Consider the following 23,200-nt stretch of genomic DNA (forward strand, 5'->3'; position numbering starts at 1 on the left):
TCGTCCGACGGGCCTACGCGCCGAACGTCCGACGGGCCTACGCGCCGAAACGCCCGACAGACCTACGCGCCGAACGTGCGACGGGCCTACGCGCCGAACGCCGCCCCGAACGCCCCGTCCTCCTGCTCCACGCCGCTGCACGTGGTGAGCGCGTCGGCGGCCGACGCGTCCTCGGCGCACTGCCTGTCCCGGAAGGCGGCCCACACCGACACCCAGGCGATGCCCTTCTCCTCGGCGAACGCGCGGACCTCCGCCGCGTCCGCGAGGGTGAAGGTCTCGCCGGCGACGTCGTTGACGCCGAGCATCGAGGTGAGCGCCATGCCCCGCCAGGCGTCCGCGTCCGAGGTGCCGAAGACCTCCGTGAGCTGCGCGTGCGCGGCCTTCGCCGAGGCGAGGGCGTAGTCGCCCATGTCGCCGTCGTAGGACTCCCCGTAGTTCATGGTCATGAGGTTGACCGCGGAGACCTGTACGGCGTGGTCGTTGGCGGAGTCCAGCAGCGCCAGGGAGTCGGAGTCCAGGCCCGAGGGCATCACCGGGAGGGTGAAGGAGACCTCCAGGCCGTCGCGTTCCTCCTGGAGCAGCGCGATCGCCTCCGAGCGCAGGGCGACGGAGTCCGTGTCGGTCAGGTCGTCGCCCTCGACGTCGAAGTCCGCCCGCGTGGCACCGGCCGCGTCCAGGGCCGCGCCGTACGCGTCCGCCAGGTCGGAGGCGCTGGCGCAGGCAGCCGCCAGCTCCGTGCCGGAGGCGCCGCCGAAGGAGACGCGGACGGTGGCGCCGGACTCCTTCAGTTTCGCGATGCGCGAGGCGACGGAGGTGTCGTCGATGTCCTGGTCACCGTTCCAGCGCGGGACGCAGTCGTCGCCGGAGGAGATGACGAACGCCAGGTTGTACGTCGCGGGGGAGCCCGCCGAGTCGTCGGCGGAGGCGGTGGTGGCGCTGACGTAGGGGGCGTAGGCGGTGACCGGTGTGGACGACCCGGACGGTGCCGCGGTGGCCCGGTCCTCCGTGCCGTTCGTGTCGCCGGTGCCGCCGTCCGGTCCGGCGCATCCCGCGGTGGCCAGGGCGAACAGCAGGGCGCACCCGGCCGCCGCCTTCCGGTAAGCCCTCATGTGCAGCACGCTCCCGTTCTCGTCGTCGGACGAGTGAACCTGCCACGGGTCGCTGGGTAATTCCTGAGAAAAGGGGCCGGGTTCCCGCCGTCTCACAGGGAGCGGACAGGCTGCGGCGCTTTTCACCGGGATCTCATAACGCGGTCCGAGTTCGCGGCAGGCAAAGCTCCCTAGCGTCCGGGGAATGCATTCCGAGCCTGCCTTCGATTCCCGTGCCGCCCTCGGTGAGAAGCCCGCGCGCGGCCGGCGCCGCAAACGCGGCAGCGGGTCCGCGGAGGGGCCCGTGTTCGTCGACACCTCCGGACGCCGCGCACGGCTGCTGCGCCGGGTGGGTCTCCTGGTCGGGGCGGTCTGCGTCGGCTACGCGGCCGTACTGGGCCTGGCCTTCATGGGGATCGGCACCTCGGTGAGCCCGTCCTCGCTGCTGCCCTTCGGGGGCGGGCAGAACGGCGGCGGCCCCCGCCCCGGCGGTGGTGGCGCGGGCCCGCAGGGCGGCGTCATGCCCACGGGCGCGCCGCCCTCCGGTGCGCCCACCGCACCCTCCGGCGCCGCCACCCCCTCTGCCACCTCCAGCGCAGCCGCCACATCGAGCGCCGCCACCGCCTCCAGCGCCGCCACCACCGACTGACCGGGACACCCCCACCTCCATGACCACGCCCACACCCCCCTCCCCGCCCGCACGGGGCCGCCGCCGCGCCCCCTCCCGCATCGAGCGGGCCGCAGGCCGCGCCGCCGCGCTGCAACGGCCGCGGGTGCTCCTCGCGCTGCTGCTCCTGCTCGCCCTGACCTGCGTGATGCTCCTCGACGGCTACCTGCGCGCGGAGGTCGGCGGCGACCAGCGCGTACGCACCGGCGCCAGCGCGAGCGACGTCCCCGACGAAGTTCTCGACGGCGGGCCGATCCTCACCTTCCCCGGCGGGCAGGCCACCACCCTCTCCGTCCCGGACAAGACGATCGCCCTGACCTTCGACGACGGCCCGGACCCCACCTGGACGCCCAAGGTGCTGGAGATCCTCGAGGAGTACGACGTGCCCGGCACGTTCTTCCTGGTCGGGTCGATGGTCTCGCGCTACCCGGACATCGTTCAGGACCTGGTCGAGCAGGGCAACGAGGTGGGCGTCCACACCTTCACCCACGTCGACCTCTCCTACCAGAGCGACTCCCGCGTCACGCGCGAGATCGAGCAGACGCAGCTCGCCCTCGCGGGCGCGGCCGGCATCACCACGACGCTGTTCCGGGCGCCGTACTCCTCCGAGACCGACGCCATCGACAACTACAGCTGGCCCGTCTACGAGAAGCTCGGCGAGGAGGGCTACACCAGCGTCTTCATCGACACCGACAGCGACGACTGGAAGCAGCCCGGCGTCTCGAAGATCGTCGAGTGGGCGACGCCGGAGGACGGCGAGGGCGCCTCCGTCCTCTTCCACGACGCGGGCGGTGACCGTGCGCAGACGATCGAGGCGCTGCCCGAGTACATCGAGAAGATGAAGGCGAAGGGCTACACCTTCACCACCATCAGCGGCGCCATGGCCGAGCAGCAGCCCACCGACGGGCCCGCGGCCCCGGCGCAGGCCTCCGGCACCGACGGCGGCCTCCAGGCCGCCCACCACAAGGCCACCGGCACCACCCTCTACGAGGGCAAGGCGCTCATCGCGGCCGTCGCCGTCGCCGAGTGGACGGTGCCCGCGCTCTCGGTCGGCCTCATGGTCGTGGGCGTGGCCGTCATGGGGCGGTTCGGGATGATGCTGATCCTCGCCCGCCGCCACCACAGACAGCGCAACAGACGCCGTTTCAGCTGGGGGCCGCCCGTCACCGGCCCGGTGAGCGTGGTCGTCCCGGCGTACAACGAGAAGGAGTGCATCGCCAACACGCTCCGGTCGCTGGCGCGCAGCACCCATCCGATCGAGATCATCGTCGTGGACGACGGTTCGACGGACGGCACGGCCGAGATCGCAGAGTCGCTGGGGCTGCCCGGCGTCCGCGTGATCCGGCAGGCCAACGCGGGCAAGCCCGCCGCCCTCGACAACGGCGTCCGGCACGCCCGGTACGGCATCGTCGTGATGATGGACGGCGACACCGTCTTCGAGCCGGACACCGTACGGCATCTTGTGCAGCCCTTCGCCGACCCGTCCGTCGGCGCGGTGGCGGGCAACGCCAAGGTCGGCAACCGGCGCACCCTCATCGGCGCCTGGCAGCACATCGAGTACGTGATGGGCTTCAACCTCGACCGGCGCATGTACGACCTGCTGCGCTGCATGCCGACCATCCCCGGCGCGATCGGTGCCTTCCGTCGGCAAGCGGTCCTGGAGGTCGGCGGCATGAGCGACGACACCCTCGCCGAGGACACCGACATCACCATCGCCCTGCACCGCGCCGGATGGCGGGTCGTCTACCAGGAGCACGCGCGGGCCTGGACGGAGGCACCGGGCTCGCTGAAGCAGCTCTGGTCGCAGCGCTACCGCTGGTCCTACGGCACCATGCAGGCGCTGTGGAAGCACCGCGGCTCCCTGAAGGACAAGGGGCCCTCGGGCCGCTTCGGGCGGGTCGGCATGCCGCTCGTCGTGCTCTTCCAGGTCGTGACGCCGGTCTTCGCGCCGCTGATCGACGTCTTCACCGTCTACTCGATGATCTTCGTCGGCTTCCGGTCGGCGCTGCTCGCCTGGCTGGCGGTGCTCGGCGTGCAGCTGCTGTGCGCGGCGTACGCCTTCCGGCTCGACCGGGAGAAGTACCGGTACCTGCTGATGATGCCGCTCCAGCAGCTCGCGTACCGGCAGATGATGTACCTCGTCCTCATCCACTCCTGCGTCACCGCCCTCACCGGTGGCCGGCTGCGCTGGCAGAAGCTGAAGCGGACGGGTGAGGTGGGGACGCCGACGGGGGCCGGGTGATGGGGGCGCACCGCAAGGGTGACCCGGTACCGAACCGGGCGCCGTCCGCGTCGGCCACAGCGCCGTCCGCACCCGGCCGGGCACCTTCTCTCCCGGCCCAGGTGGCGTCCCCCGCCGCGCCGCCGGCCCCCGCGGCCGGCGGCCGGGACCGCTACTTCGACGTCCTCCGCGCCCTGGCCCTGGTCCGGGTCGTCGCGTACCACGTCTGCGGCTGGCCCTGGGCCGGGCTGGTCTTCCCCTCCATGGGGGTCATGTTCGGCCTGGCCGGCACCCTGATGGCCAGGTCGCTCGGCAGTCGGCCGGCCCCGGCGGTGATCCGGGGCCGGCTGCGCCGCCTGCTCCCGCCGTTCTGGTGCTGGGGGCTGTTCGTGGTGGGCGCGATGCTGGTGCGCGGCTGGATGCCCGGGTGGCAGATCGTCTTCTGGATCGTGCCGCTCGGCGACCCGCCGGGCAGCGCGTGGGGCGAGCAGGCCTGGGAGATCCTCTGGTACCTGCGGACCTACCTGTGGTTCGTCCTGCTCTCACCGCTGCTGCTGCGGCTCTTCCGGCTCGCCCCGGTGCCGGTGCTGCTGCTGTCCCTGGCCCCGATCGTGGTGCTCGGCTACGGCGGGCAGCCGCAGGAGAACCGCTTCGGGACCGGACTGCTGGACCTGGCGACGTACCTGTTCTGCTGGATGCTCGGCTTCGCGCACCGCGACGGCGTGCTGGCCCGCCTCAAGCCGGCCGCGGTCGTCGTCCTGTCCCTCGCGGCGCTCTCCTGCGGTGCCTGGTACGCCTTCGCGCACCAGGGCGAGTACGGCACCTACGACCTCGACGACATCCCGCTCGCCCAGGCATTCTGGTCGGCCGGGTTCGTGACGCTGCTGATGTACTCCAAGGCGCGGCTCGAGCTCGGCTTCGCGGGGCTCGCCCGGTGCCGGCCGCTGGACCGGCTGGTGACCGTCTTCAACGCCCGCGCGGTGACGATCTACCTCTGGCACGAACTCGCCCTCGTGCTGGCCGTTCCGCTGATCGACCGGTTCTGGGAGGTGCCCGCCTTCGAGGCGCACCTGCCGCTGGGCAGCCAGTGGTTCCTGCTGGGGGTGGGCTGGGCCCTGGTCGCGGTGTTCGTGCTGCTGTTCGGCTGGGTGGAGGACGCCGCCGCGCGCAAGAGGCCGCGCCTGCTGCCGTGAGCCCGTCCGCGCCGGAAGGGAGGCGTGCTGCAACAATGGGCCCGTGACCCGCGCTTCCCTGAACAAGCAGCCGCACGAAGTCGCCTCGATGTTCGACCACGTCGCGGAACGGTACGACCTGACGAACGCCGTGCTCTCGCTCGGCCAGGACCGGGCGTGGCGCAAGGCGGTCGCCCGTGCCGTCGACGCCCGCCCCGCGCAGAAGGTCCTGGACCTCGCGGCGGGCACGGCGACCTCCTCCCTGCCCTTCGCCCGCACCGGCGCCTACGTCGTCCCCTGCGACTTCTCCCTCGGCATGCTCCAGGTCGGCAAGGAGCGACATTCCTGGCTGCCGTTCACCGCGGGCGACGCGACCCGGCTGCCGTTCCGTGACGACACCTTCGACGCGGTCACCATCTCCTTCGGGCTGCGCAACGTGCAGGACACGGACGCCGCGCTGCGCGAGATGTACCGGGTGACGCGGCCCGGCGGCCGGGTCGTCATCTGCGAGTTCTCGCACCCGACCTGGACGCCGTTCCGCACCGTCTACACCGAGTACCTGATGCGCGCCCTGCCGCCGGTGGCCCGCGCGGTGTCGTCCAACCCCGACGCGTACGTCTACCTCGCCGAGTCCATCCGCGCCTGGCCCGACCAGCCGGCGCTCGCCGAGCGGCTGGGCAAGGCCGGCTGGTCGAGGGTGGCGTGGCGGAACCTGACGGGCGGCGTGGTGGCGCTGCACCGCGGGTTCAAGGAGAGCTGAGGGCCGCGCAGTACGGCGGCCCTCCCCGGCCGGGCCCTCCCGCGTCCGGTCCGTCGGTGGCGGTGAGTCACCGGCTTTGCAGCGGGAGTCGGTAGCAGTGCCCCTGCCGCCGCGCGGCCGGGGTGGTGAAGACCTCGGCGAGGCGCATGCCCAGCCGCTCCGTGACCGCGATGGACCGGGTGTTGCGGGCGTCGACCATGGCGACCACCTCCGGTACGCCCGCGGCCCGCACCCGCTCCAGCGTCTGCCGGGCCGCCGCCGTGACGTACCCCTTGCCCCAGTACGCCCGCGCCAGGCGCCAGCCGATCTCGATCTCGCCCTTGGGGCCCCAGTCCTGCGGCCACGGCTGGGCGCCCGTGAAGCCGATGACCGTGCCCTCCTCGTCCACCATGGTCCACAGGCAGAAGCCGCGCTCCGCGTCGTGCCGGCGCTGGCGGGCGGTGAGCTCCTCGTAGACGGACAGCTCCGCGGACCTCCCGCCGTGGAACTCCATGACGTCCGGATCGTCGAAGATCCGGTGCCAGGCGACCGCGTCCTCGTCCGTGGGAACGCGCAACCGTACAACGGGCAGAGCTCGGTTCACTGGGCAGCCCTTCAGCCGGGTCGTGGGTGTCGCTGAATAGACTGCCCATGACCAGTGCCGGTCGGCACGCAGATTTCGAACTTGGGGAGATCCCGCCGTGACCGTCGAGACTGAGCCACTCTCCGAGAACACCGCCGACGTGATCGTCGTGGGCGCGGGGCCGGCCGGCTCCACGACCGCGTACCACCTGGCCAAGGCGGGGCTCGACGTCCTGCTCCTGGAGAAGACCGCCTTCCCCCGGGAGAAGGTCTGCGGCGACGGCCTGACCCCCCGCGCGGTCAAGCAGCTCGTGGCCATGGGCATCGACATCTCGGAGGAGGCCGGCTGGCTGCGCAACAAGGGCCTGCGCATCATCGGCGGCGGCTCCCGCCTCCAGCTCGACTGGCCGGATCTCGCCTCCTTCCCCGACTACGGACTCGTCCGCAAGCGCGACGACTTCGACGAGCAGCTCGCCCGGCAGGCCCAGAAGGCCGGCGCCCGCCTCCACGAGCGCTGCAACGTCGGCGCCCCCGTCATCGACGACCGCACCGGCCGCATCACCGGCGTCCACGCCAAGCTGGGCGAGGACAAGCGCGAGGTCACCTTCCACGCGCCGCTGGTGGTGGCCGCCGACGGCAACTCCACGCGGCTGTCCCTGGCGATGGGCCTGCACCGCCGCGAGGACCGCCCGATGGGCGTCGCGGTCCGCACGTACTTCACCTCGCCCCGCCACGACGACGACTACCTGGAGTCCTGGCTGGAGCTGTGGGACCGCCGCGGCGCCCAGGACCGCCTCCTGCCGGGCTACGGCTGGATCTTCGGCATGGGCGACGGCACCTCGAACGTCGGACTCGGGGTGCTGAACACCTCGGACTCCTTCAAGGAGCTGGACTGGCGCGAGGTGCTGAAGGCCTGGTGCGCCTCCATGCCGGAGGACTGGGGCTACACCCCCGACAACATGACCGGCCCGATCCGCGGCGCGGCCCTGCCCATGGCCTTCAACCGCCAGCCCCACTACACCAAGGGCCTGCTGCTCGTCGGCGACGCCGGCGGCCTGGTGAACCCCTTCAATGGCGAGGGCATCGCCTACGCCATGGAGTCCGGCCAGATCGCCGCCGACGTCATCACCCAGGCCCACGCGCGGGCCACGCCGGCCCAGCGGGAGATCGCGCTCCAGCGTTACCCGCGCGTCCTCAAGGACACCTACGGCGGCTACTACACGCTGGGCCGCGCCTTCGTGAAGCTCATCGGCAACCCGAAGGTCATGCAGATCGCGACCCAGCGCGGCCTCACCCACCCGCTGCTGATGAAGTTCACCCTGAAGATGCTCGCCAACCTGACGGACCCGACGGGCGGCGACGCGATGGACCGCATCATCAACGGACTGAGCAAGGTCGCGCCGAAGGCGTGAGCATCGGGCCTGGGCTGCCGGCCTGAGTATCGGGCCTGAGCATCCGGCCTGAGCAGCGGCCTGCGCATCCGGGCTGAGCAGCAGGCCCGATCAGCCCTCGGCCTCCTCGAGGGCCCTGGCCTTGGCCGCCCGGCGCGCGAGCACCTCGTCGCGCCGGTCGGCCGACTGCCGCAGCGCCCGCTTGCGGTCGCGCGCGGAGAGCCGGTCCAGGTACACCTGACCGTTCACGTGGTCGGTCTCGTGGGCGAGGCAGCGTGCGAAGTAGCCGGTGCCCTCGACGACGAGCGGCTCGCCGTCCTTGTCGAGGCCCCGCACGACGGCCCGGTCGGGCCGCGGCACGGCCATGACGGCGCCCGGCACCGACAGACACCCCTCGCCCTCGTCCAGCAGCCGGCGCCCGGCCGGGTCGAGGGAATCCAGTACCGGGTTCACGATGTGCCCGACATGTCGGACACCGTCGTCGTCGGGGCAGTCGTACACGAACAGGCGCAGATCGACCCCCACCTGATTGGCCGCCAGGCCGCAGCCGTCGGCGACGTACATCGTGCGGAACATGTCGTCGATGAGCGCGGCGAGGTCGGGCCCGAACTCGGTGACGTCCCGGCAGGGCTTGTGCAGCACCTCTTCGCCGACCTCGGTCACCCGCCGCACCGACCCGCGCCGGGCCTGGGGTGCGAGCGGGGGGTAGGCGGCGGTGGGCCGCCCCTGTACGAACACGCTGGGCATGGTCTCTCCTTCGGCTCGTGGACGGGCCGGTGGAGATCCGGCCCGGCCACGAGCATGGCAGGAGCGACCGCGGGGCCGCAGCCCCCGAGTGGCTGCGGCCCCGCGTGCGGACGTGTCCGCGTCGTTCGTGCTCGTGGTGCGCCGGCGTTACAGCACCCGCACCGCGCCGCTCGGCGGGTCGTACGACAGCGGTGCCTGGACGACGCCGGTGGAGGAGTTCTGGGCGCCGACGAACATACCGTCGCCGACGTAGACGCCCACGTGGTACGCGCTGCCCGCGCCGCCCCAGTACAGGATGTCGCCCGGCTGGAGGTTGTCGAGGCTCACCTGGGTGCCGGCGGTCGACTGGGACTGGGAAACGCGCGGCAGGTCGATGTTGACCTGCTTGAAGGCCGCCTGCACGAGACCGGAGCAGTCCCAGGAGTTGGGGCCGGTGCCGCCGGTGACGTAGGCGTCGCCGACCTGGGCCTGCACGAAGGCGATGACCGCGGCGGCCGAACCGGTGGCCGAGGACGAGCTGACGCTGCTGCCCGAGCTGTCGGAGGACCCGGTGTCCACGGAGGCGCTCAGCGTGGCGCGCTCGGCGGTGCGGGAGGCGCGCTCGGCGGCCGCCTTGCGCGCGGCCTCCTCGGCCTTCTTCTTCTTCTCCTCCTCGGCCTTCTTCTTGGCCTCGGCGAGGTCTGCCTCGGCCTGCTTGGCGGCCTTGGCGGCGGCCGCGTCACGCTCGGCCTGCAGCTCGTAGCTCGCGGCCGCCTGCTGCGTGACGTCCGCGGACTGGGCGACCTGAGCGGCCAGGTCGGCCGTCAGGGTGGGCAGTTCGAGGGTCTGCGTCACCGGCTCGGCCGCGTTGGCCGAACCCGACGCCCCGGCCACTGCCAGGGTGCTGAGGACGCCACCGGCAACTCCGGCCCGCATCGCGATGGTCGACGCGCTGCGGCGGGGCTTCCGGTGGCTGCGTATGTGAGCGGTGTGGGACATAGGGACAACCGGTATCAGGAGCTCCTCCATACCTTCAAGAAACGTGGGCTGTGCCACAGTTGTTCAATCCAGCCTCGAATCCCGGGCGTGTCGCCCCGTATTGACGCCCTAACGGACATTGCGGGCGGGCCGTGACCAGCCTGTGATCACGGTCTTTGATCGTTACGCCCGAATTGCCCCGCGCTTACCACTTGTTGGAGCAGTTGGCCAAGCCCGGTTCTCAGCCGCCTCTCATGAATGTGGCACAGGTCACGGAACGGTTGCCTCGTCGGCCGCGTCCGCGGCGCGCGACCGAGCCCCGCGGTCGCCGTCGGGGTGCTCGTGAACGCGTGCACGTGTCCACATCGCGCCCGGCCCTCCCTCTGATGTGTGAACGGGTCCTCTATCAAGTGATCGCGTCCAGCACCAGTTTGCATGCAAGGGAAGCATCTTGATATTGAGACGCCCGCCATGCGCCCCCTCTGGCCAGCGGTGACGATCGAAATTGTCACCTCTAGTGATCACCTGAACGCTTCTTGTGTGAAGATCACCGCTCATCCGACTTCATGATCCTTCGTCAGGTGGTGGAGATCACAAAGCTTGTGCAATACCCCGTGTCGCAGATCACAGAGCGGCGGGCATAAGATGCGAGGCAGTTGGGCTTGTGACCTGCTTCACATGTTCGCGATCTTCGCCGGGACGAGCGGGGCTCGTGGGGCTGTTGGGGCGGCTGTGAGTCCAGTGCAACCGCCAGCAGTCAGTGCCGACTGAGAGGAGCGAGGAGCGGTGAACGCGTATGCGCCCATCCTCGTACTGGGAGCCCTCGGGGCAGGCTTTGCGATCTTCTCCGTGGTGATGGCCACGCTGATCGGTCCGAAGCGGTACAACCGGGCGAAGCTCGAGGCCTACGAGTGCGGCATCGAGCCGACCCCCACGCCGGCCGGCGGCGGGCGCTTCCCCATCAAGTACTACCTGACGGCGATGCTCTTCATCATCTTCGATATCGAGATCGTCTTCCTCTACCCCTGGGCCGTCACCTTCGACGCCCTGGGGATTTTCGGGCTCGTGGAGATGCTGCTCTTCGTGCTCACCGTCTTCGTCGCGTACGCGTACGTATGGCGGCGCGGCGGCCTGGAATGGGACTGAGGGGCCTTTGACATGGGACTCGAAGAAAAACTGCCGAGCGGCTTCCTGCTGACCACCGTCGAGCAGGCCGCGGGCTGGGTGCGCAAGTCGTCCGTCTTCCCCGCCACGTTCGGCCTCGCCTGCTGTGCCATCGAGATGATGACCACCGGCGCCGGCCGCTACGACCTGGCGCGCTTCGGCATGGAGGTCTTCCGCGGATCGCCGCGGCAGGCGGACCTGATGATCGTCGCGGGCCGGGTGAGCCAGAAGATGGCGCCGGTGCTGCGGCAGGTCTACGACCAGATGCCGAACCCGAAATGGGTGATCTCCATGGGGGTCTGCGCCTCCTCGGGCGGCATGTTCAACAACTACGCGATCGTCCAGGGCGTCGACCACATCGTCCCGGTCGACATCTACCTGCCCGGCTGCCCGCCGCGGCCCGAGATGCTGATGGACGCCATCCTCAAGCTCCACCAGAAGATCCAGAGCTCCAAGCTCGGCGTGAACGCCGAGGAGGCGGCCCGCGAGGCGGAGGAGGCGGCGCTCAAGGCCCTGCCCACGATCGAGATGAAGGGGCTGCTGCGGTGAGCGACGCGAACAACACCGCGGGTGACGCGAACGGGGTGAACCCGGAGAAGGACCTGTCCGCGGAGAACCTCCCGGGCCAGCGCGGCCAGGGCGGCGAGGAGATCCGCGTCCAGCGCGGCATGTTCGGCGCCAACAACGGCGGCGACACCTCCGGCTACGGCGGCCTGGTCCGCTCCGTCCGGCTCCCCGGCCCGGCGAGCCGGCCCTACGGCGGATGGTTCGACGAGGTCGCCGACGAGCTCGAGGGCGCGCTGGAGGAGCAGGGGCTCCTGCCCGAGAACGCCATCGAGAAGACGGTCGTCGACCGCGACGAGCTGACCTTCCACATCGAGCGCGAGCACCTGGTCCGCGTCGCCCGCACCCTGCGCGACGACCCGGCCCTCCGCTTCGAGCTGTGCACCGGCGTCAGCGGCGTCCATTACCCGAACGACAAGGGACGCGAGCTGCACGCCGTCTACCACCTGCGCTCGATCACCCACAACCGGCTGATCCGCCTCGAGGTCAGCGCGCCCGACAGCGACCCGCACATCCCGTCGCTGTTCTCGGTCTATCCGACGAACGACTGGCACGAGCGCGAGACGTACGACTTCTTCGGCATCGTCTTCGACGGCCACCCGGCGCTGACGCGGATCATGATGCCGGACGACTGGCAGGGCTTTCCGCAGCGCAAGGACTACCCCCTCGGCGGCATCCCCGTCGAGTACAAGGGCGCCCAGATCCCGGCTCCGGACCAGCGGAGGTCGTACTCATGAGCACTTCGCACGCCTCCCCTCGCGAGACCACCGAGGGCACCGTCTACACGGTCACCGGCGGCGACTGGGACGAGGTCGTCCAGTCCGCGGCCCGCGCCGACGACGAGCGCATCGTCGTCAACATGGGACCGCAGCACCCGTCCACCCACGGCGTGCTCCGCCTGATCCTGGAGATCGACGGCGAGACCGTCACCGAGGCCCGCTGCGGCATCGGCTACCTGCACACCGGCATCGAGAAGAACCTCGAGTACCGGACCTGGACGCAGGGCACCACGTTCGTGACGCGCATGGACTACCTGACGTCGTTCTTCAACGAGACGGCGTACTGCCTGGGAGTCGAGAAGCTGCTCGGCATCGAGGACGAGATCCCGGACCGGGCCACCGTCATCCGGGTGCTCCTGATGGAGCTGAACCGGCTCTCCTCCCATCTGGTGTGCATCGCCACGGGAGGCATGGAGCTCGGCGCCACCACGATCATGATCTACGGCTTCCGCGATCGTGAACTCGTTCTCGACATCTACGAGCTGATCACCGGCCTGCGGATGAACCACGCGTTCATCCGCCCGGGCGGGCTCGCCCAGGACCTGCCGCCCGGCGCGGTGGACCACATCCGCGAGTTCGTGAAGAAGATGAAGAAGAACCTCCCGGAGTACGACAAGCTCGCCACCGGGAACCCGATCTTCAAGGGCCGTATGCAGGACGTCGGCTACCTCGACCTGGCCGGCTGCATGGCCCTCGGCGCCACCGGCCCGGTCCTCAGGTCCACCGGCCTGCCGCACGACCTGCGCAAGACCCAGCCGTACTGCGGCTACGAGACGTACGACTTCGACGTCCCGACCGCCGACACCTGTGACGCCTACGGTCGCTTCCTGATCCGGCTGGAGGAGATGCGCCAGTCGCTCCGGATCATCGAGCAGTGCCTGGACCGGCTCCAGCCCGGCCCGGTCATGGTCGGCGACAAGAAGATCGCCTGGCCCGCCCAGCTCGCCCTGGGACCGGACGGACTGGGCAACTCCCTCGACCACATCAAGAAGATCATGGGCACCTCCATGGAGGCCCTGATCCACCACTTCAAGCTGGTCACCGAGGGCTTCCGGGTGCCGCCGGGCCAGACCTACGCGGCGGTGGAATCGCCCAAGGGCGAGCTAGGGGTGCACGTCGTCTCCGACGGCGGCACCCGCCCCTTCCGGGTCCACTTCCGCGACCCGTCCTTCACCAACCTGCAGGCCATGGCCGCGATGTGCGAGGGCGGCCAGGTCGCCGACGTCATCGTGGCCGTGGCGTCCCTCGACCCCGTGATGGGAGGCGTCGACCGGTGACCACCTCTTCTTCGGAGCGGGGCATCAGCCTGGGCATGCCGGAACTGCCCGCGCCCGCCTACCCGGACGACGTCCGGGCCCGGCTGGAGACCGACGCGCGCGAGATCATCGCCCGCTACCCGGACTCCCGGTCCGCCCTCCTGCCCCTGCTGCACCTCGTGCAGTCGGAGGAGGGGCACGTCACGCGGACCGGGATGCAGTTCTGCGCGGACGTGCTGGGCCTGACCACGGCCGAGGTCACCGCCGTCGCCACCTTCTACACCATGTACCGGCGCAGGCCGAGCGGCGACTACCAGGTCGGCGTCTGCACCAACACGCTGTGCGCGGTCATGGGCGGCGACGCGATCTTCGAGTCCCTCCAGGAGCACCTGGGCGTCGGCAACGGCGAGACCACCGAGGACGGCAAGGTCACCCTGGAGCACATCGAGTGCAACGCGGCCTGCGACTTCGCGCCCGTCGTGATGGTCAACTGGGAGTTCTTCGACAACCAGACCCCGGCGAGCGTCAGGCGCCTCGTGGACGACCTGCGCGCGGGACGGCCGGTGACGCCCACGCGCGGTGCGCCGCTGTGCACCTTCAAGGAGACCGCCCGGATCCTGGCGGGCTTCCCCGACGAGCGGGACGGCGCCGTCGCGGCCGGCGGCAGCGCGGGTCCCGCATCCCTGGCCGGACTCAAGCTGGCCAAGGGCGAGGCGTCCGCCGCGCGCGTGGTGCACCCGCGGGACGGCGGGCCGCACGACGCACCGCAGGACCGGGCCGTGCACGACCCGTCCCCGACGGAACACCTGAGCTCGCACGACGCGCCGCAGGACACATCGGCATCCGACCCTTCCAACCCGGCAGGGCCTACCGCCGAGGAGGGGGAGTGATGACCGTGGCAGCCGAGATCAAGGGCACCAGCCCGGAGAAGCTGCTCGCACCCGTGCTGTCGGCCTTCTGGGACGAGGAGGAGTCCTGGACTCTCGACGTCTACCGGAGGCACGAGGGGTACGAGGGGCTCCGCAAGGCGCTGGCGATGTCGCCGGACGACCTGATCGCGTACGTCAAGGACTCGGGTCTGCGCGGACGCGGCGGCGCGGGGTTCCCGACGGGGATGAAGTGGCAGTTCATTCCCCAGGGAGACGGCAAGCCTCACTATCTAGTTGTCAACGCCGACGAGTCGGAGCCGGGGACCTGCAAGGACATCCCGCTCCTCTTCGCGAACCCGCACAGCCTCATCGAGGGCATCGTCATCGCGTGTTACGCCATCAGGTCTTCGCATGCCTTCATCTATCTGCGTGGTGAAGTCGTACCGGTGCTGCGGCGGTTGCACGAGGCCGTGCGCGAGGCCTACGCGGCCGGCTTCCTCGGCGAGAACATCCTGGGCAGCGGACTCGACCTCGAACTCACCGTGCACGCGGGCGCGGGCGCGTACATCTGCGGTGAGGAGACCGCACTGCTCGACTCGCTCGAAGGCCGCCGGGGTCAACCGCGGCTCCGTCCCCCCTTCCCTGCCGTCGCGGGCCTCTACGCGTGCCCGACTGTGGTGAACAACGTCGAATCGATCGCGTCGGTTCCCGCGATCCTGAACAAGGGCAAGGACTGGTTCAGGTCGATGGGCAGCGAGAAGTCCCCGGGCTTCACGCTCTACTCCCTCAGCGGCCACGTCGCGAGCCCCGGCCAGTACGAGGCCCCGCTCGGCATCACGCTGCGCCAGCTCCTCGACATGAGCGGCGGGATGCGGCCCGGCCACCGGCTGAAGTTCTGGACCCCGGGCGGCTCCTCGACGCCGATGTTCACCGACGAGCACCTCGACGTCCCCCTCGACTACGAAGGAGTGGGCGCCGCCGGTTCCATGCTCGGCACCAAGGCGCTCCAGTGCTTCGACGAGACGACCTGCGTCGTGCGCGCCGTCACCCGCTGGACCGAGTTCTACGCCCACGAGTCCTGCGGCAAGTGCACACCGTGCCGCGAGGGCACGTACTGGCTCGTGCAGCTGCTGCGCGACATCGAGGCCGGCAAGGGCGCCATGGCCGATCTCGACAAGCTGAACGACATCGCCGACAACATCAACGGCAAGTCCTTCTGCGCCCTCGGCGACGGTGCCGCCTCGCCGATCTTCTCCTCGCTCAAGTACTTCCGCGAGGAGTACGAGCAGCACATCACGGGCCGCGGCTGTCCCTTCGACCCGGCCAAGTCGACGGCCTGGGCCGACCACCGTACGGAGGTGAACGCATGACTGTGACCACCAGCGCTCCCTCCGGCGGGGGAGAGGCGGCGGTCCCGCCCGAGGACCTCGTGTCGCTGACGATCGACGGCGCCGAGATCAGCGTGCCCAAGGGCACCCTGGTCATCCGGGCCGCCGAGCAGCTCGGCATCGAGATCCCCCGGTTCTGCGACCACCCCCTCCTCGACCCGGCCGGCGCCTGCCGCCAGTGCATCGTCGAGGTCGAGGGCCAGCGCAAGCCCATGGCCTCCTGCACCATCACCTGCACCGACGGCATGGTGGTGAAGACCCACCTCACCTCGCCCGTCGCCGAGAAGGCCCAGCACGGTGTGATGGAGCTGCTGCTCATCAACCACCCGCTGGACTGCCCGGTCTGCGACAAGGGCGGCGAGTGCCCGCTGCAGAACCAGGCGATGTCGCACGGCCAGGCGGAGTCCCGCTTCGAGGGAAAGAAGCGGACCTACGAGAAGCCGGTGCCGATCTCCACGCAGGTGCTGCTCGACCGTGAGCGGTGCGTGCTGTGCGCCCGCTGCACCCGGTTCTCCAACCAGGTCGCGGGCGACCCGATGATCGAGCTGATCGAGCGGGGCGCGCTCCAGCAGGTCGGCACCGGCGAGGGCGACCCCTTCGAGTCGTACTTCTCCGGCAACACCATCCAGATCTGCCCGGTCGGCGCGCTCACCTCGGCGGCGTACCGGTTCCGCTCCCGCCCCTTCGACCTGATCTCCTCGCCGTCCGTGTGCGAGCACTGCTCCGGCGGCTGCGCGACCCGCACCGACCACCGGCGCGGCAAGGTCATGCGGCGCCTGGCGGCCGACGACCCCGAGGTCAACGAGGAGTGGATCTGCGACAAGGGCCGCTTCGCCTTCCGGTACGCACAGCAGCGGGACCGGCTGACGACGCCCCTGGTGCGCAACGCCGAGGGCGAGCTGGAGCCCGCCTCCTGGCCGGAGGCCCTGCAGATCGCCGCACAGGGGCTGCTCGCCTCGAAGGGCCGGACCGGGGTCCTGACCGGCGGGCGGCTCACGGTCGAGGACGCCTACGCGTACAGCAAGTTCGCGCGCGTGGCGCTCGACACCAACGACATCGACTTCCGCGCGCGCGTGCACAGCACCGAGGAGGCCGACTTCCTGGCCGCCCGGATCGCCGGACGCGGCCGCGACCTCGACGGCACGGGCGTCACGTACACCGCGCTGGAGAAGGCGCCCGCCGTGCTGCTGGTCGGTTTCGAGGCCGAGGAGGAGGCGCCCGGCGTCTTCCTGAGGCTGCGCAAGGCCTGGCGCAAGCACGGGCAGAAGGTCTTCTCGCTGGCCACGCACGCCACGCGGGGTCTGGAGAAGGCCGGTGGCACCCTGCTCCCGGCCGCTCCCGGCACCGAGACCGAGTGGCTGGACGCCCTGGCGAGCGGGGTCGGCCTGGAGGACGACGGGGCCCGGGCCGCAGAGGCCCTGCGCACCGAGGGCGCCGTGATCGTCGTCGGCGAGCGACTGGCGTCCGTGGCCGGGGGCCTGACCTCCGCCGTGCGCACCGCCACCGCGACCGGCGCCCGGCTGGTGTGGATCCCGCGCCGGGCCGGGGAGCGCGGCGCGATCGAGGCGGGTGCCCTGCCCTCGCTGCTGCCGGGCGGGCGCCCGGCGACCGATCCCCGCGCGCGTGAGGAGGTCGCCGCCGTCTGGGGCCTGGCGGACCTTCCGCACCGCTACGGCCGCGACACGGGCGAGATCGTCGAGGCCGCCGCGCGCGGCGAACTCCAGGCGCTGCTGGTGGCCGGGGTCGAGGTCGCCGACCTGCCCGATCCGGCACGCGCGCGTGCGGCACTCGCCGAGGCGGGCTTCGTGGTCTCCCTGGAAATGCGGCCCAGCGAGGTCACCGCACTGGCCGACGTCGTCCTTCCGGTCGCCGCGGTCGCCGAGAAGGCCGGGACCTTCCTGAACTGGGAGGGCCGGGTGCGCTTCTTCGAGGCGGCGCTCAAGCCCGACCAGATGACCCGCCGCCTCGCACCGAGCGACGCCCGCGTCCTCCAGATGCTGGCCGACGCCATGGACGTCCACCTGGGGCTGCCGGACCTGCGCACCACCCGCGCGGAGATCGACCGGCTCGGCGCCTGGGACGGACCGCGGGCCGGTGAACCGCTGTACACCGCGGGCGCGCTGCCCCGGCCGGCCGCCGGCGAGGCGGTACTGGCCGGGCACCGGCTGCTGCTCGACCAGGGCGTCCTCCAACAGGGCGACGAGGCGCTGGCCGGCACCCGGCACGCCGCACGCGCGCGCGTGTCGGCCGCCACCGCAGCCGAGGCGGGCGTCAAGGACGGCGACCTCCTGGCCGTCACCGGGCCCGCCGGTGTCGTCGAATTCCCGCTCCAGGTCACCGAGATGCCCGACCGGGTGGTCTGGCTCCCGCTGAACTCGGCCGGCACCGGCGTCGCCTCCGGCGCCGGGGTGCTGCCCGGAACCCTCGTCCGCATCGGTCCGGCCACGCTCGCCGGCGAGGCCCCCAAGGAGGTGGAGGCATGAGCCCGTACCTCGCCGCTGAAGACCTCTCGATGTTCGGCACCGATCCCTGGTGGCTCGTCGTCATCAAGGCGGTCTTCTGCTTCGCCTTCCTGATGGTGACCGTGCTGTTCTCCATCGTGTGGGAGCGCAAGGTCGTCGCCTGGATGCAGCTGCGCATCGGTCCGAACCGGCACGGCCCCTGGGGGATGCTCCAGTCGCTCGCCGACGGCATCAAGCTGATGCTCAAGGAAGACGTCGTCGTCAAGCGCGCGGACAAGGCGGTGTACATCCTCGCGCCGATCGTCGCGGCCATCCCGGCCTTCATGGCGATCGCGGTGATCCCCTTCGGGCCGGCCGGCAACGAGGTCTCGATCTTCGGCCACCGCACCGCGATGCAGCTCACCGACCTGCCGATCGCGATGCTGTTCATCCTGGCGGTCGCCTCGGTGGGCATCTACGGCATCGTGCTCGCCGGCTGGAGCTCCGGATCGACGTACCCGCTCCTCGGCGGCCTGCGCTCCTGCGCGCAGATGATCTCCTACGAGATCGCGATGGGCGCCGCGTTCGCCTCGGTGTTCCTCTACTCGGGGTCGATGTCGACGTCGGAGATCGTCGCCCAGCAGGGCGACCGCTGGTACATCGTGCTGCTGCCGGTCTCCTTCATCCTCTACATCGTCACCATGGTCGGCGAGACCAACCGCGCCCCGTTCGACATGCCGGAGTCCGAGGGTGACCTGGTGGGCGGCTTCAACACCGAGTACTCGTCGATCAAGTTCGCGATGTTCATGCTCGCCGAGTACGTGAACATGGTGACGGTCTCGGCGGTCGCCACCACGCTCTTCCTCGGCGGCTGGCGGGCCCCGTGGCCGGTCAGCACCTTCTGGGAGGGCGCCAACCACGGCTGGTGGCCGCTGCTCTGGTTCGTGGTCAAGGTGCAGCTGCTGCTGTTCTTCTTCATCTGGCTGCGCGGCACGCTCCCGCGCGTCCGCTACGACCAGCTGATGAAGCTCGGCTGGAAGGTCCTCATCCCGGTCTCCCTGGTCTGGCTGATGCTCGTGGCGACCGTGCGGGCCCTCAGGAACGAGAACTACGAGTTCACCGACATCGCCCTCTACATCGGCGGCGGCGTGCTGGTCCTGCTGGTGCTGTCCTTCGTCGTCGACATGTACCGCGAGAAGGGCAAGCAGGCCGAGCCGCCCGCCGAGGAGCCTGCCGCCTTCGACCCGATGGCCGGCGGATTCCCCGTCCCACCGATGCCCGGACAGGAGCTGCCGCCGGTGCCCAGGCGCCGTCCGCGCCGGGAGCGGGAGCTGATTGTCAGTGGTGGACCCGATACTCACAGTGACGGATCTTCGGGCGGATCTACGGATGGAAAGGAGGCGTCCGATGGCTGAGGAACCCAAGGAGACCGACCCCGGTTTCCTGAACCCCGTGGCCGGCTTCGGCGTGACCTTCAAGGCCATGTTCAAGAAGCGGCTGACCGAGCAGTACCCGGAGCAGAAGAAGACCACCGCTCCGCGCTTCCACGGCCGGCACCAGCTCAACCGCCATCCGGACGGCCTGGAGAAGTGCGTCGGCTGCGAGCTGTGCGCCTGGGCCTGTCCCGCCGACGCCATCTACGTGGAGGGCGCGGACAACACGGACGAGGAGCGCTACTCGCCGGGCGAGCGGTACGGCCGCGTCTACCAGATCAACTACGCCCGCTGCATCCTGTGCGGCCTGTGCATCGAAGCGTGCCCCACGCGTGCGCTGACGATGACCAACGAGTTCGAGCTGGCCGACTCCAGCCGCGCCAACCTCATCTTCACCAAGGAGCAGCTGCTCGCCGGCCTGGAGGAGGGCATGGTCGACTCGCCGCACGCCATCTACCCGGGCACGGACGAGCAGGACTACTACCGGGGCCTGGTCACCGAGGCCGCGCCCGGGACGGTCCAGCAGGTCGCCCACTCCAAGGGAGAGGTCGTCCAGGAGGCCGACTCGACCTTCGGCGGCACCGAGCCTGCGTCCGAGGAGGTGATCCGCCGATGAGCGCGCAGCTCGCCGCCGCGGCGACTCTCTCCGCCGGCACCTCCACCGGAGAGGCCGTCCAGTTCTGGATCCTGGGCACCGTCGCGGTGATCGGCGCCCTGTGCACCGTTTTCATGAAGCGGGCCGTGCACAGCGCGCTCTGCCTCGCCGGGACCATGATCATCCTGGCGGTGTTCTACCTCGCCAACGGCGCCTACTTCCTCGGCGTGGTGCAGATCATCGTCTACACCGGCGCGATCATGATGCTGTTCCTGTTCGTGGTGATGCTCGTCGGCGTCACCGCGGCGGACTCCCTGAAGGAGACCATCAAGGGCCAGCGCTGGCTGGCCCTCGCGTCCGGGCTCGGCTTCGGCATCCTGCTGATCGGCGGCATCGGCAACGCCTCGGTCAGCGAGTTCACCGGCCTCGGCCAGGCGAACGCGAACGGCAACGTGGAGGGCATCGCGTCCCTCATCTTCACCAAGTACGTCTTCGCCTTCGAGATCACCGGCGCCCTGCTCATCACGGCCGCCGTCGGCGCCATGGTGCTCACCCACCGCGAGCGCACCGAGCGTGCCAAGACCCAGCGGGAGCTGGCCGAGCAGCGCGTCCGCGAGGGCAAGTACCTGCCGCCGCTGCCCGCGCCCGGCGTCTACGCCCGGCACAACGCGGTCGACATCGCGGGGCTGCTGCCCGACGGCACCCCCTCCGAGCTCACCGTCAGCAAGACGCTGCGCGAGCGGGGCCAGATCCGTGACGTGTCGACGGACGCGCTGGGCGACCTCAAGGCGCTGGAGCAGCGTGCCGAGGAGCGCCTGGAGCGCGGGGCGGTCGCGCCGGCCACCTTCAAGCGGTCCGAGGAGGCGCCGAAGTGAACCCGGTCAACTACCTCTATCTCGCGGCCCTGTTGTTCACGATCGGCGCCACCGGTGTGCTGATCCGGCGCAACGCGATCGTGGTGTTCATGTGCGTCGAGCTGATGCTCAACGCCTGCAACCTCGCGTTCGTCGCCTTCTCCCGCATGCACGGCAACCTCGACGGCCAGATCATCGCCTTCTTCACGATGGTCGTCGCCGCCGCGGAGGTCGTGGTCGGGCTCGCGATCATCGTGTCCCTGTTCCGTTCCCGCCACTCGGCCTCGGTCGACGACGCCAGCCTGATGAAGCTGTAAGGGGCTGAAACGTGGAGAACCTGATTGCGCTGCTGGTGGCGGCGCCCTTGCTCGGAGCGGCGGTCCTGCTGTGCGGCGGTCGCCGACTGGACGCCGTAGGCCATTGGATCGGCACGGTGCTGGCGGCCGCCTCCTTCGTGATCGGCGTCGTCCTCTTCGCCGACATGCTCGGTGCCGGCGCCGAGGACCGCACCCTGACGCAGCACCTGTTCAGCTGGATCCCCGTGGAGGGCTTCCAGGCCGACGTCGCCTTCCGGCTCGACCAGCTCTCGATGACGTTCGTGCTGCTGATCACCGGCGTCGGCTCGCTCATCCACCTGTACTCGATCGGGTACATGGAGCACGACGAGCGCCGCCGCCGCTTCTTCGGCTACCTGAACCTGTTCCTCGCGGCGATGCTGATCCTCGTCCTCGCCGACAACTACCTGCTGCTGTACGTCGGCTGGGAGGGCGTCGGTCTCGCCTCCTACCTGCTGATCGGCTTCTGGCAGCACAAGCCCAGCGCCGCCACCGCCGCGAAGAAGGCCTTCCTGGTCAACCGCGTCGGCGACATGGGCCTGTCCATCGCGATCATGCTGATGTTCCTGTGGTTCGGCACCTTCGCCTTCGGGCCGGTGCTCGGCGGCCACGGGGAGGCCGGGCTCGCGGGCGAGGCCGGCGAGGGCAAGCTCACCGCGATCGCCCTGATGCTGCTGCTCGCCGCCTGCGGCAAGTCCGCCCAGGTGCCGCTGCAGTCCTGGCTCGGGGACGCGATGGAGGGCCCGACCCCGGTCTCGGCCCTCATCCACGCCGCGACCATGGTGACCGCGGGCGTGTACCTGATCGTCCGCTCGGGCGCCATCTTCAACGGCGCGCCCGACGCGCAGCTGGTCGTCACCATCGTCGGCGCGGTCACGCTGCTGTTCGGTGCGATCGTCGGTTGCGCGAAGGACGACATCAAGAAGGCATTGGCCGGGTCGACCATGTCGCAGATCGGCTACATGGTGCTGGCGGCCGGTCTCGGCCCCATCGGCTACGTCTTCGCGATCATGCACCTGGTGACGCACGGCTTCTTCAAGGCCGGGCTGTTCCTCGGCGCCGGTTCCGTCATGCACGGCATGAACGACGAGGTCGACATGCGGCGCTACGGCGGACTGCGCAAGTACATGCCGGTCACCTTCATCACCTTCGGCCTCGGCTACCTCGCCATCATCGGCTTCCCGGGCCTGTCCGGCTTCTTCTCCAAGGACAAGATCATCGAGTCGGCGTTCGCCAAGGGCGGCACCGAGGGCTGGATCCTCGGCGCCTGCGCCCTGCTGGGCGCGGCCATCACCGCGTACTACATGACGCGCGTGATGCTGATGACGTTCTTCGGCGAGGAGCGCTGGCGCAACGCCCCCACGCCGTCGCCCGCGAAGCCCGATGTCGAGCCCGCGGCCGAGACGCGCGGCGAGTACACCCCGCCGCACCCGCACGAGTCCCCGAAGGTCATGACGATCCCGATGATCGTGCTGGCCGTCGGCTCGGTGTTCGGCGGCGCGTTCTTCAGCATCGGCGACCGCTTCGTGCACTGGCTGGAGCCCATCACCGGGCACGACCACGGGCACGCGCCGATCAGTGCCCTGACGGTCACGATCTCCACGGTCGCCGTGATGGTGATCGGCGTGGCGGTGGCCTGGGCGCAGTACGGACGGCGTCCGGTCCCGGCCGTCGCCCCGCGCGGATCGCTGCTCACCCGGGCCGCCCGGCGCGATCTGCTCCAGGACGACTTCAACCACGTGGTCCTGGTCCGCGGCGGTGAGCACCTGACGCGCTCGCTGGTCTACGTCGACCACACCCTGGTCGACGGCGTCGTCAACGGCACGGCGGCCTCGGTCGGCGGTCTGTCCGGGCGGATGCGCAAGCTGCAGAACGGGTTCGCGCGCAGTTACGCGGTCTCGATGTTCGGCGGTGCGGCGGTCCTCGTCGCCGCGACCCTGCTGATGAGGGCGGTCTGA

21 protein-coding genes are annotated in these 23,200 nt (G+C 70.5%); 17 read left to right on the plus strand and 4 right to left on the minus strand.

The window, feature by feature from the left end:
* Positions 1 to 86: 86 nt before the first annotated feature.
* The gene (locus ACLIN4_RS20460; protein ID WP_381915108.1) at positions 87 to 1,109 is read right to left on the minus strand and encodes a chitinase; all 1,023 of its coding nucleotides are present in this window, start codon (positions 1,107 to 1,109) and stop codon (positions 87 to 89) included.
* 184 nt (positions 1,110 to 1,293) lie between these two features.
* Between ACLIN4_RS20460 and ACLIN4_RS20465 the strand changes: the two genes are divergently transcribed.
* The 4 genes from ACLIN4_RS20465 to ACLIN4_RS20480 are packed head-to-tail and all read left to right on the plus strand — an operon-like array spanning position 1,294 to position 5,908.
* Positions 1,294 to 1,737, plus strand: a complete 444-nt coding sequence (locus ACLIN4_RS20465) for a hypothetical protein (RefSeq protein WP_411576095.1) — start codon at positions 1,294 to 1,296, stop codon at positions 1,735 to 1,737.
* 19 nt (positions 1,738 to 1,756) lie between these two features.
* Entirely contained in the window at positions 1,757 to 3,997 is a 2,241-nt protein-coding gene (locus ACLIN4_RS20470) for a bifunctional polysaccharide deacetylase/glycosyltransferase family 2 protein (protein ID WP_411576096.1), read from the plus strand.
* Positions 3,997 to 5,169: an acyltransferase family protein gene (locus tag ACLIN4_RS20475; RefSeq protein ID WP_411576097.1), complete on the plus strand. Its 1,173-nt coding sequence runs from the start codon at positions 3,997 to 3,999 to the stop codon at positions 5,167 to 5,169. The genes ACLIN4_RS20470 and ACLIN4_RS20475 overlap by 1 nt, the downstream gene beginning before the upstream one ends.
* A 43-nt stretch (positions 5,170 to 5,212) precedes the next feature.
* Positions 5,213 to 5,908: a demethylmenaquinone methyltransferase gene (locus ACLIN4_RS20480; protein WP_100046801.1), complete on the plus strand. Its 696-nt coding sequence runs from the start codon at positions 5,213 to 5,215 to the stop codon at positions 5,906 to 5,908.
* A gap of 67 nt (positions 5,909 to 5,975) precedes the next feature.
* Here ACLIN4_RS20480 and ACLIN4_RS20485 read toward each other — a convergent pair whose 3' ends face one another.
* Positions 5,976 to 6,491, minus strand: a complete 516-nt coding sequence (locus tag ACLIN4_RS20485; RefSeq protein WP_100046800.1) for a GNAT family N-acetyltransferase — start codon at positions 6,489 to 6,491, stop codon at positions 5,976 to 5,978.
* A 97-nt stretch (positions 6,492 to 6,588) separates the two neighbouring features.
* Here ACLIN4_RS20485 and ACLIN4_RS20490 point away from each other — a divergent pair, with 97 nt between their 5' ends.
* Positions 6,589 to 7,881 carry a geranylgeranyl reductase family protein gene (locus ACLIN4_RS20490; protein WP_289906961.1) on the plus strand — a complete coding sequence of 431 codons (1,293 nt, stop codon included), beginning with the start codon at positions 6,589 to 6,591 and terminating at the stop codon, positions 7,879 to 7,881.
* Positions 7,882 to 7,971: 90 nt separating this feature from the next.
* On the opposite strand, the gene def is transcribed toward ACLIN4_RS20490, so the two are convergent.
* Complete coding sequence (gene def, locus ACLIN4_RS20495; protein ID WP_107478271.1) at positions 7,972 to 8,607, minus strand: peptide deformylase; 636 nt, start codon at positions 8,605 to 8,607, stop codon at positions 7,972 to 7,974.
* Positions 8,608 to 8,754: 147 nt separating this feature from the next.
* A complete protein-coding gene (locus tag ACLIN4_RS20500; protein ID WP_107478272.1) occupies positions 8,755 to 9,585 on the minus strand; it encodes a C40 family peptidase in 831 nt (276 codons plus the stop codon).
* 765 nt (positions 9,586 to 10,350) lie between these two features.
* Between ACLIN4_RS20500 and ACLIN4_RS20505 the strand changes: the two genes are divergently transcribed.
* The 12 genes from ACLIN4_RS20505 to nuoL are packed head-to-tail and all read left to right on the plus strand — an operon-like array spanning position 10,351 to position 23,200.
* A complete protein-coding gene (locus ACLIN4_RS20505; protein WP_003974383.1) occupies positions 10,351 to 10,710 on the plus strand; it encodes an NADH-quinone oxidoreductase subunit A in 360 nt (119 codons plus the stop codon).
* Between the two features lie 12 nt (positions 10,711 to 10,722).
* Positions 10,723 to 11,277 carry a NuoB/complex I 20 kDa subunit family protein gene (locus tag ACLIN4_RS20510; RefSeq protein ID WP_018528252.1) on the plus strand — a complete coding sequence of 185 codons (555 nt, stop codon included), beginning with the start codon at positions 10,723 to 10,725 and terminating at the stop codon, positions 11,275 to 11,277.
* The gene (locus ACLIN4_RS20515) at positions 11,274 to 12,029 is read left to right on the plus strand and encodes an NADH-quinone oxidoreductase subunit C (RefSeq protein WP_100046797.1); all 756 of its coding nucleotides are present in this window, start codon (positions 11,274 to 11,276) and stop codon (positions 12,027 to 12,029) included. Before ACLIN4_RS20510 ends, ACLIN4_RS20515 begins: the two co-directional genes overlap by 4 nt.
* A complete protein-coding gene (locus ACLIN4_RS20520) occupies positions 12,026 to 13,348 on the plus strand; it encodes an NADH-quinone oxidoreductase subunit D (protein WP_100046796.1) in 1,323 nt (440 codons plus the stop codon). Before ACLIN4_RS20515 ends, ACLIN4_RS20520 begins: the two co-directional genes overlap by 4 nt.
* Positions 13,345 to 14,217 (plus strand): NADH-quinone oxidoreductase subunit NuoE, encoded by an 873-nt coding sequence (gene nuoE, locus ACLIN4_RS20525; RefSeq protein WP_107478273.1) that lies wholly within the window; start codon positions 13,345 to 13,347, stop codon positions 14,215 to 14,217. Before ACLIN4_RS20520 ends, nuoE begins: the two co-directional genes overlap by 4 nt.
* The gene (nuoF, locus tag ACLIN4_RS20530; RefSeq protein ID WP_289906901.1) at positions 14,214 to 15,566 is read left to right on the plus strand and encodes an NADH-quinone oxidoreductase subunit NuoF; all 1,353 of its coding nucleotides are present in this window, start codon (positions 14,214 to 14,216) and stop codon (positions 15,564 to 15,566) included. The genes nuoE and nuoF overlap by 4 nt, the downstream gene beginning before the upstream one ends.
* On the plus strand, positions 15,563 to 18,067 hold the full coding sequence (locus tag ACLIN4_RS20535; RefSeq protein WP_107478274.1) for an NADH-quinone oxidoreductase subunit G: 2,505 nt from the start codon (positions 15,563 to 15,565) through the stop codon (positions 18,065 to 18,067). Before nuoF ends, ACLIN4_RS20535 begins: the two co-directional genes overlap by 4 nt.
* Positions 18,064 to 19,440: an NADH-quinone oxidoreductase subunit NuoH gene (gene nuoH, locus ACLIN4_RS20540; RefSeq protein ID WP_107478275.1), complete on the plus strand. Its 1,377-nt coding sequence runs from the start codon at positions 18,064 to 18,066 to the stop codon at positions 19,438 to 19,440. The genes ACLIN4_RS20535 and nuoH overlap by 4 nt, the downstream gene beginning before the upstream one ends.
* On the plus strand, positions 19,433 to 20,074 hold the full coding sequence (gene nuoI, locus ACLIN4_RS20545; RefSeq protein WP_100046791.1) for an NADH-quinone oxidoreductase subunit NuoI: 642 nt from the start codon (positions 19,433 to 19,435) through the stop codon (positions 20,072 to 20,074). The genes nuoH and nuoI overlap by 8 nt, the downstream gene beginning before the upstream one ends.
* On the plus strand, positions 20,071 to 20,928 hold the full coding sequence (locus ACLIN4_RS20550; RefSeq protein WP_107478276.1) for an NADH-quinone oxidoreductase subunit J: 858 nt from the start codon (positions 20,071 to 20,073) through the stop codon (positions 20,926 to 20,928). The genes nuoI and ACLIN4_RS20550 overlap by 4 nt, the downstream gene beginning before the upstream one ends.
* Positions 20,925 to 21,224 carry an NADH-quinone oxidoreductase subunit NuoK gene (gene nuoK, locus ACLIN4_RS20555; RefSeq protein ID WP_004927567.1) on the plus strand — a complete coding sequence of 100 codons (300 nt, stop codon included), beginning with the start codon at positions 20,925 to 20,927 and terminating at the stop codon, positions 21,222 to 21,224. Before ACLIN4_RS20550 ends, nuoK begins: the two co-directional genes overlap by 4 nt.
* Before the next feature lie 11 nt (positions 21,225 to 21,235).
* A complete protein-coding gene (gene nuoL / locus ACLIN4_RS20560) occupies positions 21,236 to 23,200 on the plus strand; it encodes an NADH-quinone oxidoreductase subunit L (RefSeq protein WP_307652302.1) in 1,965 nt (654 codons plus the stop codon).

Origin of the sequence: Streptomyces mutabilis, from assembly GCF_046628145.1 — a bacterium.
GTDB lineage: Bacteria > Actinomycetota > Actinomycetes > Streptomycetales > Streptomycetaceae > Streptomyces > Streptomyces mutabilis.